The organism is Brevibacillus brevis NBRC 100599, from assembly GCF_000010165.1.
Classification (GTDB): domain Bacteria; phylum Bacillota; class Bacilli; order Brevibacillales; family Brevibacillaceae; genus Brevibacillus; species Brevibacillus brevis_D.
On sequence record NC_012491.1, the window covers coordinates 4537233 to 4550700 of the forward strand.

The window sequence follows — 13468 nt, forward strand, 5'->3', positions numbered from 1 at the left end:
AGTTTTGTGACAGGAAGAATGAAAATTATTTTTCATCTAAAAATAGATCTGGCTTCTCCAGGAAACGGCGCGTCAATTGATAGTGCTCCGTATCGCGATAATTCACCTCTTGTACCGGCGATTCGTCAAAATTAAGGATAGTCGCTCCGGGATAGCCCAATAGAATCGGCGAGTGCGACGCAATGATAAATTGTGCGCCTTCTTCTACCAAATCACGCATCATGTACAAAAAAGCGATTTGACGCTTCGGTGAAAGAGCAGCCTCGGGCTCATCCAGCAGATAGATTCCCCTGCCGTTGAAGCGATTGGCAAACAACGAGAAAAAAGATTCTCCGTGCGACTGCTCATGCAGCGAGCGTCCGCCGTAATGATGATAGCTTTTCGGACCCATCTCATCGATATGGCTGGCAAACTGATAGAAGCTCTCCGCTCGTAGGAAAAAGCCATTCGTTATTTTAGGCAGCCAGGAAAGGCGTATGTAGTCACCCAGAATCGCCTCCGAGCGATGCACCTCATAAAAGTTGTGACGCGATCCTCCAGCTGTGTGAAAACCGCATTGATAGGCAATGGATTCCAATAAGGTCGATTTACCCGAGCCATTCTCTCCTACAAAAAAAGTGACACTGCTCGCAAGCTCAATCTCTTCCAGCTTGCGCAAGGAAGGCAAGTGAAATGGATATTCTTTCGTGTTGGGAAATTTCTCCCGCAGCAGCTTGATCGTTCGTAAGTAAACCATTTTTGACCTCCACTCTCATTATTTTCCCGACTCCCGCCGATACATCCTAATAAGGGCGCCTTTTTAAACGCTCATTTATTTGGGGGAGAAGCATCCGTGGACAAGGTTTCCTTTCTTCAGGAAAAAAGTACCTTTCATATGAAATATCCGGATCAGAGCGACCTCGCCTTTTACCGGTGGTATACGGCTCAGTATCCAAACGAAGCCATTGGGTGGTTTCACCTTGGCAAAGAACGAGAAGCACAAGGAAACTCGGAACAAGCTCTCGAAGCGTATAGGCGTGGCCTGGTATCCAAGCAAGGCCCGTATGACAACGAGACGCGTGACGCTTATCACAGACTGCTGCGTGAGCGACAGCGCAGCTCCTTGGGCAGTCGAACACGTTTACTCTTGGCTTCCCTTTTGTTTCTCTATTTTCAATTCGCTTTTTCGCCCGGACCGTTGAGAGATGGGTCATCCGAGACAATACCGCAGGCTGCCAAACAGCCCGTACCGACACCTGGGCAAACACAGCCACATGTAGAGGTCATTGCCGTCCCTCCTACACTCAGTGCCCGTGAGCTATCTGAACAGGTCCGGCGGTATGTTGAGTCCCGGCGTCCAGCTCTGACACAGCCTTTTACAGTGATGGTTGTCCCAGAAGTACCTGGTTCGCCGTTGTTCCGTCCCTTGCTGTTTTATCAGCCGCGCGAAGTCCGAGGCATCTTGCGTTACAATCCGACGAGTCGAACTGTTATCAGTGAAAAATGGTGGGATAAACCCGTGCAACTGGAACGAGAACCGACACTTGCTTCAGTAAAGGCAGAACTCACGGATGAGCAGCTAACCCTTCAGCATGTACTGATCTTGCGAAACGCCTTGTATCGCTACTATCAGCAAACGGGTACGTTGCCTGCCCAGCTGTCTGATCTGGCTGGCGCTTATCCAGGCAATTATTTGCCGCAAATTCCAGTACCGCCAAAGAGACTTTTGTTAAAAAGCTATCCGTATCATCCCAAAGCCTTCTTGCCAGAGTCCGCATGGGACAGCTTGCGCAATGTACTGCCGCTTCCCGGCTATCCGGAGCCAGTCGCGCCTTTCGAACCGTTACAGCTTCAATTGACTACATCGACACATACGTTGAAGCTCATCAGCGGTTCTCATCTCGTACGCAGCTATCCCGTCGCGATAGGCAAAAACGATTCTACACCCGAAGGCTACTATACCATTCAACAAAAAATCAATCAGCCTCGCGGACATGACAATATTTATGGTACGAGGGGTATGGTCTTTCAGGAGAACGGATATGCCCTCCATGGGACGAACCATCCCGAAAGCATCGGCTCATCTGTTTCACTCGGCTGTGTTCGCTTGTACAATGCCGCTGTTGAGGAGCTGTACAGCTTTGTTTCATTGGGGACAGAATTCATGATCTCCAATGCCCCGTCCCCTGCCCAGCCTTGGAGCAATCCTGCTCCATTCGTCCTCCCGGCTGGTCCTGAGGAAGAGACGCCACAAGTCATTTACAATTGGCTCCATTGATTCTTTACGCTACGTAAAGAAAAGACGTGCAGAACGTCATAGCGTTACGCGCTGATTTTTACCAGACGCTTATCAAACGAAAAAAAGCCCTTCTATCCTTTTTAAAAAGGGGGTAGAAAGGGCTTTGCTTCCTATAAATGGGGAGGTTACTCAGCGTTCACGATAGCTTTGTACGGAATCTTCGTGTTGTTAGTGTTGTAGACTAACAAGTAGTATTTTCCTGGTTTTGCCTCAAATTCTCCAGTCAGTTTCTTACCTGTGGTTTTGGGGTAGGCGAAATATGTTTTGAGATCATCTTCATGGAACACCACCCAGTTTAAGCCTTCGTCCTTCTCGCTACTTACCGTAACTTGAATGACTCCTTCCTCTTCAACCTGAATCATGTACGTGTCCTTGTCATCTGTACGATCGGTTTGCCCACTTATCTCTTTGCCCAACTGTAGTGTATTAGCGTCATCAAATGAATTGTTCGGTTCCACTTCGGTCGGTTCTGTATTTTCTTCTGGCCATTCCGCGGTTACTTTGTATGGAATGGTTTCACCGTTAAAGTTGTACACGGACAAATAATAGGTGCCCGGAGTTGCTTCAAACTCACCAGAGAGCGTTTTGCCTGAGGTTTTGGGGTAAGCGAGGTAATTATTCAGATCATCCTCGTGGTGAACGACCCAGTTCAAACCAGTATCATGCTCACTCGTTACGTTGATTTTGACCGTTCCGTTGCCCAATACCTTCAAGGCAAAAATGTCCTTGTCGTCCTGTTTACTTGTTTGACCACTCAGCTCCACGTTGCTTTTCAACGGATTTGCCTCTGAAAAGCTGTTGTTTGGCTCTTGTTCCTTTTCCCCAATTTCTCCACCCTGCTCCTCGATCGTGATCGTCATCGATTTCGCAGTAACCGCTCCTTTGTCATCCGTTACTCGCAGTTTCACGGTATATTCTCCCTGATTTTCGTAGACATGCGTAGGATTGGCATCACTGCTGCTTGTGCCATCTCCAAATTCCCACAGATAGGATACGATGCTCCCATCCGGATCGGAGCTTCCGTTACTACTGAATGCAACCTCCTCGTTTACAGCTGCTTTTGACGGTCCGTTCATGACAATAACAGGCGGCTTGTTCTCACCATCTCCTTGTTCTGGAAGTACTCCGTGGAACGTAACATCATACTCAAACTGATTGGACGCATTTACTCTATAGTTGGTAAAGTAGGCGGTTACGGTTTTGTAGCCGTTCCACGGGTGGGAAGTAAGTGTAGTTAGAAACTCGTCAGTCATGCGACTCATCGTTTCCCAGTCTTGCTTCTCCCCTTGTGCCTGCGTACCCGTGTACGTCCCGGTTAACGTAAAGGTTTGGAAAAACTCTGAATGATGCCTGTTTGTAGACACATTTTGCAATCCAGCGACATCCTCAATTTCTTGGTAGATTTCTGCACTTGCTTTGGGGGCTGGTGTTACCAAATAATCATCAGACACCAAGGGCACGGTCAGATCAGGATAGCTGTCCACCAACGATTCCATGGTTCGGTGGTAATCCCGATTTAGCTCTGAATCATTGCTGAGCGTACGGATGAACTGGTCATAACCATCCACGTTATTGGCCTCTATGTAATCCATGATGTCATCGAGCTTGTTCCAGTCCTCTTTCATCATGTGATACTGCAAGGCGTATGAATACGTATAAAAATCCCACGTGCCGTAGCGTGCGTGCAAAGTTTGAGAGGCTGTATACCAATTATTTTGTCCAAAGCGAATCAGATTGTTGACCATGGATTTTCGAGGCAGAACACCTGTTGTTCGCGTGGAGCCTGCAAACAGTTCCGCTCCTCCTTCTTCAAACCACGACAATCTCTCGTCTCTGTAAATCGGTCCTTCATTCCACAAGCCAGGTATGGCATAGCGCCCTTGCAAATAGTGCGTGAATTCATGGCGGAATAATTCTTCCAGTGTGTACGTGCTCTGCTGCGGTGTTCGTTCGTAGGTGAAGAAAGTTCCTTTTCCCTCGATATACATGCCCCCGTTGTTCGTCTCATAGCCAAACAGGGGGTTGTTCATCTTGTACTCTGAAGGACTATTGTAAAGGACCATGGTTAAAATATCGTCGGGGTTCCCTTTCTCCATCGGTTCATCTCGCCCTGCCATACGATGAAACTGCGCTTTTACCTCTTTTGCCGCCCAGTATAACCGTTTGACTTTTTCTTCTGTGACATCCCCTCCTGTTTTCATGACGATGCTTCCGTCATCAAATGTGTATTCTTTGGGCAAATACTTTTCCATGGCATCCTCACGAATCTTGTTGAACTGGATGTCCCTTCCCTTAGCGTCTTTTCCGCCATAGACCGTCTGGATCAGCTTCGCTACCTGCATATACTGCAGTCCCACATACGGATAAAGCTCTAACGCTTCTGTGAGGACCTCGTTGCCCTTATTCGGATTGGAGTGGTATTCTCCCAAATGCGCACTATGATAAAACCCATTGTCGAGGACCCATTCCTTCGCTTCATCCGTATCGCCATGCAACGCGAGTTTTCCCAACTCGTTCAGATACGTATCGATTTTGCCGTAAAACTCCTGTTTCTTGGTTGGTTCATCCACTTTCCACATCAGAATATAGCTAAACTGGCTCATGATGCGGAATACAGCATCTCCCGCACTCCGCTGCGTGATGAACGTATCCATTTGTTCTTCGTATTGACGGATGATCGGTGCAGCTTTCTCCACAAGGGAAGCGCTTACAAACGTGTTTCCAATAAGTCCACCAAATGCACCTACCACCTCATTTTGGACATCTGTCCCTAATTTGAAATTCGGATTGTCGGCAATGGCTTGTAGAGCAGGGAACACTTTTTCATGCTCGCTTCTCTGATTGAGATAGGATAATTCCTGATGGTAGTAGCCGAGGTAATATCCAGAGCGAAGAACCTCTACCAAGGTGTCTATTCCTTTGGAATCGCTGCTGGAGTATTGTGTGCCTCTGACTTGCAATGCGTCAATGATGGCCTGAACGCGCTGCCGATCATTGTAAAAGGCGTACGAATCGGGGGTAAAATCGAATAATTCAGGAATCTGCTCCCAGCTGACCGTCACCAGTATATTAACTAATTCGTCATAACTGAGCTTGTTCAAATCGGCCATCGCGTACTTTTCGGCATTTGCCTTTATGCTCCGCTGCTGTTCGTTCGAAGACTCTTGCTCCTCTACACGCCGGGACGGCTCCACTGGATGCGGATATTCCTCTGCTTTGTCACTGGATTGATGCTGAAACGAGGTGACTGGGTCCAGCCTTCCCTCTACATATTTCCCAGAAGGCGGAACGTTTTGATGTGCATCCCTTCCGATCGCACTCGAGTAATCCTTGACTGCCAAGGCTTGGGCAGGAGTACCAACTGTCCCCAATAGAAAGGATGTTGAGAGAAGAACACCAGCCATCATGCGGCTTGTGTGTACCGTGTGGCGCTTTTTCTTCATGAATGAGCAAACCTCCTTTGAATGGTAACGGATTGAGATAAATGACACGCTGTTAGAAATTGCAAGTATGGTGCCAATGCATATAACAGAAAAGAAGAGCAAAGATGTATACATTTTTTTACAAAAGTACATAAACATGTATGTAATATTAGACACTATTCCTTTCAAAAGTGAGCCTACTTCGCGCACGCAAAAAAGCGCGTTCCCGCAATGGGAACGCGTCATCTTTTTACGATCACATTTATTTTTCTTCTTCCAATTCCCTCATCGATTCTTCTTGTTCTTCTTCTGGGTTCCAATAATCGAGCACTTTTCCTTGCAGAACCTTGCCTTGAATGAATTCTACCTGCTGCTCACTGAAATCCTCTGTCCACTCAATACCCAATTGTTCAGCTAGACGTACGACTGTCAACAGTTCTGACCAAGCCACGTAACGTTTGTACCAGAAGAACTGTGGCTGTTCGTTCATGTATGGGTAAAGATCATCGAAATCGGTGTGTTTACAGTCAAGTGCTCGCTCAAAATTCACCTTGGTTTGGCGTAACTGTTCTTTGAAAAATGTGGGTAGATCCCTTTGTGCGTAGCTAGACATGGACTGTCCCCCCTGTCTCCCGATTTAATGGTATTGTACCACGCGAAAGAAGCTGTGCAAATAGTCGAATCGGTTTTGAATCGTTCTTGCTGGGCTAATCTTTAGCCGTTTGAAGCATCTGGGGACTGGTTCTGCCCATCCTCTTGTGGAGGTGGTGGTAATTGAATTTCATTGGAAGAACCATTTGTCTGACCAGGCACTGGATTCATGATGTCCGGTGGAACCTCACCTGTTCCCGGATTTGGCGGTTGGCTACTGCCTCCATTATTAGTATGCTCACCAGTTTCTCCGGTACCTTGGTCAGGTGGAATTTCCCCGTTGCCATTTCCCGTACCATCCGGATTTTGTCCCTGATTGTTGCCTTCCTCGTTATGACCTGGATCTTGATTGATAATATTCTCCAGCTTCTTGGAATCGATTGGGACTGTTTTGGAAGGTGTGCCTTCCTCGCCTTGTGCATTTCGTGGAACGACTTGATACTGATACTGTTTCGGACTATCCAACACATCTACATAAGAGGTTTCCTTCATACCCGCAGAGATGAGTTTCCTTTCGCCGCTTTCACTAATGCGGTAAAGATCGTACGTATCGCCGTCAGAGCCACCAATCCAGCTAAGCACGACCATCAATTTATTCGTATTTGTGTCCAATGTCATGTCTGCAGCCAATTGGATTTCCGGTTCAACTTCTTCTTGTTTATGCTGTACGGCGCCTTCTGGTCGAACGAAGTCCGATGACGGCACACCTTTTAAGGCGGTTCCCATCACTTTGGAGAACATTTGCGCCGTCATGCTACTTCCTTGGTGCATCAAATGCTGTTTGTCCTCCGGATCGAAGCCCATCCAAACGGCACCGACATATTCCGGAGTATAGCCCACAAACCAAGCATCCTTGTTTGCTTTGCTGTCGCCTGCTATCGATTGGGTCGTACCGGTTTTACCCGCAACATGGCGGCCAGAGATACGCGCTGCCTTCCCTGTCCCTTCCTGAACCGCTTTCTCCAGCATGGTGTGAATCTCCCAAGCTGCTTCCGGCTTCAGTGCCTCTGATTGTTTTGGCTGGTATTCACGGACGACACCCTCATCCTTATTCTCGACCTTGCTAATCGAGTGCGCCTCGGAAACTACCCCTGCATTCACAAAAGGTGTATAGGCCTGAGCCATTTGCTTCGGGGATATACCTTGATTCAATCCCCCGAGAGCAATCGCCAGGTTTCGGTCATTCGGTGTCAGCTCTATGCCGACTTTCTTGAGGTATGCCAAGCTTTCTGATACCCCAATTTCATTTAACAGCCAAACAGGCGGGATATTTGCAGAGTCGATCATCGCCCGGCTCATACTGACTGTTTCCGTGTAGCGGTTATTGTAGTTGCGCGGCTCATAGCCATTAAAGCTCTGCCTTTTGTTACTCAGTTGCGAATTCGCGTTCCATTTGTTGATATCTTTATTGACTGCTGGAGCGAACACGGCAATCGGTTTAAAGCTGGAGCCCGGCTGACGCTTCATGTCTGTCGCATAGTTAAAGCCTTTTGGCGCATAGTTGCGTCCGCCAATCATCCCGGCAATTCCGCCTGTTTTCGCGTCGATGACAATCATCGATGATTCTACACCGCGCTTGGCGCCGTCTTTCGGGAAGTTTTTGGCATTGGCATATTCCTCTACCATGGCATCCTGCACTTTCGGATCAAAGGTGGTGTAAATGTCCCAGCCTCCGCGGTACAGTTCTTCTTCCGTTACACCAAACTCTGCTTCGGACTCTTTTAACATATTGTCAAAAAACGCGCGATAGCCTTTTTTCAAGCTTCCACCGGCCACTTCATGCGGTTTGGTCGGCAACGCCTCTGCTTGAGCTGCATCCTTTTGTTCATTAGTAATAATGCCTTGCTCAGACATTAGACGTATAACGGTGTCTCGACGTAGCTTGGCTTTTTCCGGATTGTTAAATGGTGAATAGGTGCTCGGTGCTTTTGGAATCGCCGCCAGCATCGCTGCTTCTGCAACGGTAACATTACTTACCGACTTGCCGAAGTAATACTGGGCAGCATCCTCTACCCCAAATTCCCCTTCGCCCAAATAAACGCGGTTCAAGTACATCTCTAAAATTTGATCCTTGGAGTACTTACGCTCCAAGCCAATCGCAATACTCATTTCTTTTGTTTTGCGCCAGAATGTTTGATCTAGGGTGAGAAAGACGTTTCTTGCCAACTGTTGGGTAATCGTACTTCCCCCTTCAGCCAGCGATCCTTTTTTGATGTCATTGACTATGGCGCCACCGATCCGAACCATATCCACGCCCTTATGTTCATAAAAGCGCTTATCCTCTACAGCGAGGAACGCATCGATCAGGGTCTTTGGCATTTCGTTAATCGGTTTGTATACACGGTTCTTCTGACGAATCAGACTAATTATCTCTTTTCCGTTTTTGTCGTAAATGACAGTTGGTTCTGCTTTTAAGTCCTGTAGCTTTTGTACGTTTTGCTCAATCATCCGGTCTCCCGCATACAATAGGGCGAAGTAGCCCCCAATCACACTAAGGACAAGGAAAATTGCAAACGATACGGCAATCATCAGCAAGTTGTTCTTTTTCTTCTTGACTTTCTTCTTGGCCTTTGCTGCCATTATTTACCTCCTGGTATTCTCTCTCTCCCCCACATCTTATATAGACGGTCCCATTTCAAAAAAGTTTCTGTTTTGGGTTGTAGTCTATCATTCCATACAAAATTCCGTTTGTCACTGGAAAAGCCTATCTCCTGAAACAGAAGATAGGCTTTTTCCTAAAGGTTTACTATTTCAGCAGTTTTTCTGCTTCAGCTACAACATTTTCTACCGTGAAGCCGTATTCCTTCATGATACGCTCACCTGGTGCAGATGCGCCAAACTGATCGATTGCGATGACCGTACCGTTATCACCAGCATAACGCTCCCAGCCCATTGGAGAGCCCATTTCTACCGCCACACGCGCTTTGACAGACGGTGGAATCACAGCGTCTCGATACTCTTTTGGCTGACGCTCGAACAGGTTCCAGCTCGGCATGGAAACAACTCGTGTTTCAATACCTTTCGCAAGCAATTGCTCACGCGCCTGCATCACGAGGGATACCTCAGATCCAGTTGCGAGCAGGATGAGCTGCGGATTGCCGCTTGGAGCGTCTGCGAGAACATACGCACCTTTGCTCACGCCTTCTGCCGCTTTCTCAATGGTTTCAGGCAGAACTGGCAGGTTTTGACGAGTCAGTACCAGAACGACTGGCTCATCTGTACGGGATACAGCATATTTCCAAGCCTCGTTCGTCTCCACTGCATCAGACGGACGAAGAATGGTCAAGCCTGGCATTGCACGCAAGGAAGCGAGCTGTTCAATCGGCTCATGCGTCGGTCCGTCTTCACCAACCGCGATCGAGTCATGTGTAAATACGTAGACAACTGGCTGCTTCATTAGTGCAGAGAGGCGAATCGCCGGACGAACGTAGTCGGAGAACACGAAGAATGTACCCCCGTATACTTTAACGCCACCGTGGAGAGCCATACCGTTGAGGGCTGCACCCATCGCGAATTCGCGAACACCAAACCAAATGTTCCGGCCATCATAAGAACCTGGCAGGAAGTTGCCAGCTTCTTTAATCACCGTGTTGTTGGAATGTGCCAAGTCAGCAGAGCCGCCCAGGAAGAACGGAACGCTGTTTGCCAATGCATTGATCGCATTACCAGAAGCAACGCGTGTCGCCAGCTTTGCGCCAGCTTCATACGTCGGCATATGGTTGTCCCAACCAGCAGGCAGATGACCTTCTTCTGCAGTCGTAAATTGCAGCGCCAGTTCCGGATACGCTTTTGCGTATGCAGCAAACAGGTCGCGCCAAGCAGCTTCTGCTTTTTCGCCAGCGTCAGCCAAGCCTGCAAAGAAATCCGTCACTTCTTGTGGTACGTGGAACTCACTTTCATGATGCCACTCGTAGTTTGCTTTTGTCAGCTTCACTTCGTCTTTTCCAAGAGGAGCGCCATGAGAAGAGCTGGAGCCGCCTTTGTTCGGGCTACCGTATCCAATGACAGTTTTTACTTCGATCAAGGTAGGACGGTCCAAATCTTTTTTCGCTTCTGCGATAGCCGCGTCAATAGCAGCCAGATCATTGCCGTCTTCTACGCGAATGTATTGCCAACCATACGCTTGGTAGCGACCCGCAACGTTTTCAGAGAAGGAACGGGAAAGCTCGCCATCCAGAGAGATATCGTTCGAATCGTAGAGCACGATCATTTTGCCCAGTTTCAGGTGAGCAGCCAGGGAAGAAGCCTCGCTGGATACACCCTCCATCAGGTCACCGTCGCCGCAAATTACGTATGTGTAATGGTCAACGATGTCAAAATTGTCGCGGTTGTAAACAGCTGCCATGTGCTTTTCAGCCATCGCCATACCGACAGCCATCGCGATCCCTTGTCCCAAAGGACCCGTTGTCGCGTCAACACCCGCTGTATGTCCAAACTCAGGGTGACCAGGCGTTTTGCTGCCCCATTGACGGAAATTATGTAGGTCTTCCAGTGAAACATCGTATTTCATCAGATGCAACATCGAGTATAATAGCATAGAGCCATGTCCTGCTGAGAGGACAAAACGGTCGCGGTCAATCCATTTTGGATTGCTCGGATTTACTTTCATAAAGCGGCTCCACAGTACATGTGCCATAGGCGCTGCACCCATCGGCATTCCCGGGTGACCGGAATTCGCCTTCTCGATGGCATCAATCGCCAGCGTGCGGATGGTATTAATGGATAGCTGATCAACAGACGTATGCTGAGTCATCTCGCAAAATCCTCCCTGCGTTTTCTAGAAATTACTACCGAGAATCAGGTAAAAACACACTGTGCCATTATAGCATAGTTCCCATTCATAATCATGTTCGCTTTGCATGAATTAAGGAGGTCTTTTTCAATGAATTCGCTGTATCTTACTATCGGGATCGTTTTAGGGGTTGCTGGAATTGGAATGCTGCTCTTCGCGATGACCAGCTCTCCTATTTTGAAAAAAAACAGACTCGAGCGCCGGAAACAGGCTGCCGAGAATCATCGTCCGGAAGAGTATCATTAAATAGAGGAGAATTCCCATGCTGAAAGAGCGCTTCGCGATGCAGGTAGCCGTTCACCTTTTCCTGGTAAAAGATTCGCAAGTCTTGTTATTACGCCGCTACAATACCGGCTACGAAGACGGCAATTACAGTGTTCCCGCCGGACATCTCGATGGGAATGAAGAAGTGAAGACAGCCGCGATCCGCGAGGCCAAAGAAGAATGCGGAATTGACATCGATCCAGCGAGCCTGGAGATGGTAGGCGTCATGCATCGGCTCTCTACAGATGAACGCATTGACTTTTTTGTTGCGACCACCGAATGGCGCGGAGAAATTATCAATGCCGAGCCGAATAAATGCGATGAGCTCGTATGGGTGGACATGGATAAATTACCCCCGAACGTCATTCCTTATGTGAGACAAGCTCTCTTGAACTTTAGACGTAAAGAGTGGTTTGACAGCTTTGGCTGGGAGCGTGCCATTCGAGTGGAATAAATCATAAAAAGCAACCCATCCGCCAGGCGCCTTGTGCCCGCTTTGGCAGTTGGTTGCTTTTTTTACGTTACCCTTCGCTTACTTGTAACAGAAGGTGAACCGCCTTGTTCCAGCGAGCACGCAGTTTTTTCCTCACCGATTCATCAAGTGTCGGCTCATAGCGACGCCCTACCTTCATTCGCGCTTCCAAGTCTTTCACCGACCACCAGCCGCACTCTTCCCCAAGCAGAAACGCAATGCCCATCGCTGTTGTTTCATGGCTCTGGGGCACCTCAACCGGAACACCTAGCAGATCTGCCTGAAACTGCATCAAATACGGATTTTGCGTCAAGCCCCCATCTACGCGCAAGACCGAAATCTTTTGTCCGACCGCCTGTTCCATTGTGACAAACACATCCGCTACACGGTGAGCGATCCCTTCCAGAATCGCTTTTGCCATTAACGGTCGGTCCGTATGCTGAGAGAGTCCGAGAAACACCCCTCTGGCCTCCGAGTTCCAGTACGGCGTGCCGATCCCATTCAATGCCGGGATAAATAAAAGATTGGTTGGGGCTTCCCCCTTGTGTAGTTGTTCATACCACTGCTCCGACCACCGTTGTAGCTCTTCTATATCCTTATACAGTCCAAGCTGCTCCTTTCCCCATTCGACAGCAGACCCCGCCGCATAAATCGCTCCATCAAGCGCATAAGTCTGTTGTGCCCCGCGTTTCCAGACAAGCGTCGTCAAGAGTCCGCTCTCATTCGTAGCAGGCGGCTCGTTTCCGACGTTCATGTAAGCGAAGCAACCCGTGCCATACGTGCATTTGGACATCCCCGGCTCTATGCAGAGATGACCGTAAAGGGCGGCTGGTTGATCCACCTGGTTGACGAGAATCGGTGCTTGAATGCCGCAAAATTGATCCGGATTCGTACGACTAAAAGAACCAACGGTTGAACGAATCTGCGGCAGCCAGTCCTCCTCTATTTCCAAATACCGCAATATTTCCTCATCCCAATTCCCCTGCCGATGGGCAAACAACAGCGTTCGGGCAGCAGTCGAAGCATCGGTTACATACGAGGCGCCTCCTGTCATCTGCCAGATCAGCCAAGAATCAAGCGTGCTGCAAAAGGCCTGCCGCTGTCGAATCTTTTCTCGCACCAGAGGCACTTCCTCCATCATCCATCTGATTTTGGTCGCAGAAAAATACGGGTCAATCAAAAGTCCGGTTTTCTCGGCTACCTTCTTTGCCCACTCACCATCCGCCTTCCAACGCTCGGCGATTTGATCGGAGCGGCGGCAAGACCAGACGACAGCCGGATAAAGCGGCTCCCCGCTGACCGAATCCCAAAAGAGGACCGTTTCCCCCTGATTAGCCAGACCTACCGCTTCCACCTGCTCAGGCTCGATACGTCCCTTGAGCATCACGTCGGCCACTCCCATCAAGACCTTTTCCCAGATCTCCTCTGGATTATGCTCCACCCATCCGGACTGTGGATAAGATTGCGTATGCTTCTGATAGCTTTCAGCAACAACTCGTCCATGGCGGTTGACCAACAGCACCTTGGTCCCAGTTGTTCCCTGGTCGATCGACAGCAAATACTTCTCCATACAGCAGACTCCTTTTTTA

Annotated in this window: 9 protein-coding genes; 3 read left to right on the forward strand and 6 right to left on the reverse strand. The window is 48.7% G+C overall.

Features of this window, described 5'->3' with window-relative positions; all coding sequences use genetic code 11:
- Positions 1 to 25 precede the first annotated feature (25 nt).
- Positions 26 to 736: an AAA family ATPase gene (locus BBR47_RS21545; RefSeq protein ID WP_015892535.1), complete on the reverse strand. Its 711-nt coding sequence runs from the start codon at positions 734 to 736 to the stop codon at positions 26 to 28.
- 96 nt (positions 737 to 832) lie between these two features.
- Here BBR47_RS21545 and BBR47_RS21550 point away from each other — a divergent pair, with 96 nt between their 5' ends.
- Complete coding sequence (locus BBR47_RS21550) at positions 833 to 2257, forward strand: L,D-transpeptidase family protein (protein WP_041749561.1); 1425 nt, start codon at positions 833 to 835, stop codon at positions 2255 to 2257.
- 146 nt (positions 2258 to 2403) lie between these two features.
- Here the strand turns inward: BBR47_RS21550 and BBR47_RS21555 are convergent, their stop codons facing one another.
- The 4 genes from BBR47_RS21555 to tkt all read right to left on the reverse strand — a co-directional run bounded on the left by BBR47_RS21555 (position 2404) and on the right by tkt (position 11104).
- The gene (locus tag BBR47_RS21555; RefSeq protein WP_015892536.1) at positions 2404 to 5721 is read right to left on the reverse strand and encodes a collagenase; all 3318 of its coding nucleotides are present in this window, start codon (positions 5719 to 5721) and stop codon (positions 2404 to 2406) included.
- Between the two features lie 241 nt (positions 5722 to 5962).
- Entirely contained in the window at positions 5963 to 6313 is a 351-nt protein-coding gene (locus tag BBR47_RS21560; RefSeq protein ID WP_015892537.1) for a hypothetical protein, read from the reverse strand.
- A gap of 101 nt (positions 6314 to 6414) precedes the next feature.
- A complete protein-coding gene (locus tag BBR47_RS21565; RefSeq protein WP_015892538.1) occupies positions 6415 to 8931 on the reverse strand; it encodes a PBP1A family penicillin-binding protein in 2517 nt (838 codons plus the stop codon).
- 166 nt (positions 8932 to 9097) lie between these two features.
- Entirely contained in the window at positions 9098 to 11104 is a 2007-nt protein-coding gene (gene tkt, locus BBR47_RS21570; RefSeq protein WP_015892539.1) for a transketolase, read from the reverse strand.
- A gap of 129 nt (positions 11105 to 11233) precedes the next feature.
- Here tkt and BBR47_RS21575 point away from each other — a divergent pair, with 129 nt between their 5' ends.
- Positions 11234 to 11389: a hypothetical protein gene (locus BBR47_RS21575; protein ID WP_231850507.1), complete on the forward strand. Its 156-nt coding sequence runs from the start codon at positions 11234 to 11236 to the stop codon at positions 11387 to 11389.
- Between the two features lie 16 nt (positions 11390 to 11405).
- Entirely contained in the window at positions 11406 to 11861 is a 456-nt protein-coding gene (locus BBR47_RS21580; protein ID WP_015892541.1) for an NUDIX hydrolase, read from the forward strand.
- 67 nt (positions 11862 to 11928) lie between these two features.
- On the opposite strand, the gene BBR47_RS21585 is transcribed toward BBR47_RS21580, so the two are convergent.
- A complete protein-coding gene (locus BBR47_RS21585) occupies positions 11929 to 13449 on the reverse strand; it encodes an FGGY family carbohydrate kinase (protein ID WP_015892542.1) in 1521 nt (506 codons plus the stop codon).
- Between the last annotated feature and the right edge of the window lie 19 nt (positions 13450 to 13468).

What these genes read in the sequence shown, in the direction of transcription:
- BBR47_RS21555 (WP_015892536.1), bottom strand. Translation starts at nt 5,721, where the DNA reads ATGAAGAAAAAGCGCCACACGGTACACACAAGCCGCATGATGGCTGGT.
- tkt (WP_015892539.1), bottom strand. Translation starts at nt 11,104, where the DNA reads ATGACTCAGCATACGTCTGTTGATCAGCTATCCATTAATACCATCCGC.
- BBR47_RS21580 (WP_015892541.1), top strand. Translation starts at nt 11,406, where the DNA reads ATGCTGAAAGAGCGCTTCGCGATGCAGGTAGCCGTTCACCTTTTCCTG.
- BBR47_RS21585 (WP_015892542.1), bottom strand. Translation starts at nt 13,449, where the DNA reads ATGGAGAAGTATTTGCTGTCGATCGACCAGGGAACAACTGGGACCAAG.
- BBR47_RS21565 (WP_015892538.1), bottom strand. Translation starts at nt 8,931, where the DNA reads ATGGCAGCAAAGGCCAAGAAGAAAGTCAAGAAGAAAAAGAACAACTTG.
- BBR47_RS21545 (WP_015892535.1), bottom strand. Translation starts at nt 736, where the DNA reads ATGGTTTACTTACGAACGATCAAGCTGCTGCGGGAGAAATTTCCCAAC.
- BBR47_RS21575 (WP_231850507.1), top strand. Translation starts at nt 11,234, where the DNA reads ATGAATTCGCTGTATCTTACTATCGGGATCGTTTTAGGGGTTGCTGGA.
- BBR47_RS21560 (WP_015892537.1), bottom strand. Translation starts at nt 6,313, where the DNA reads ATGTCTAGCTACGCACAAAGGGATCTACCCACATTTTTCAAAGAACAG.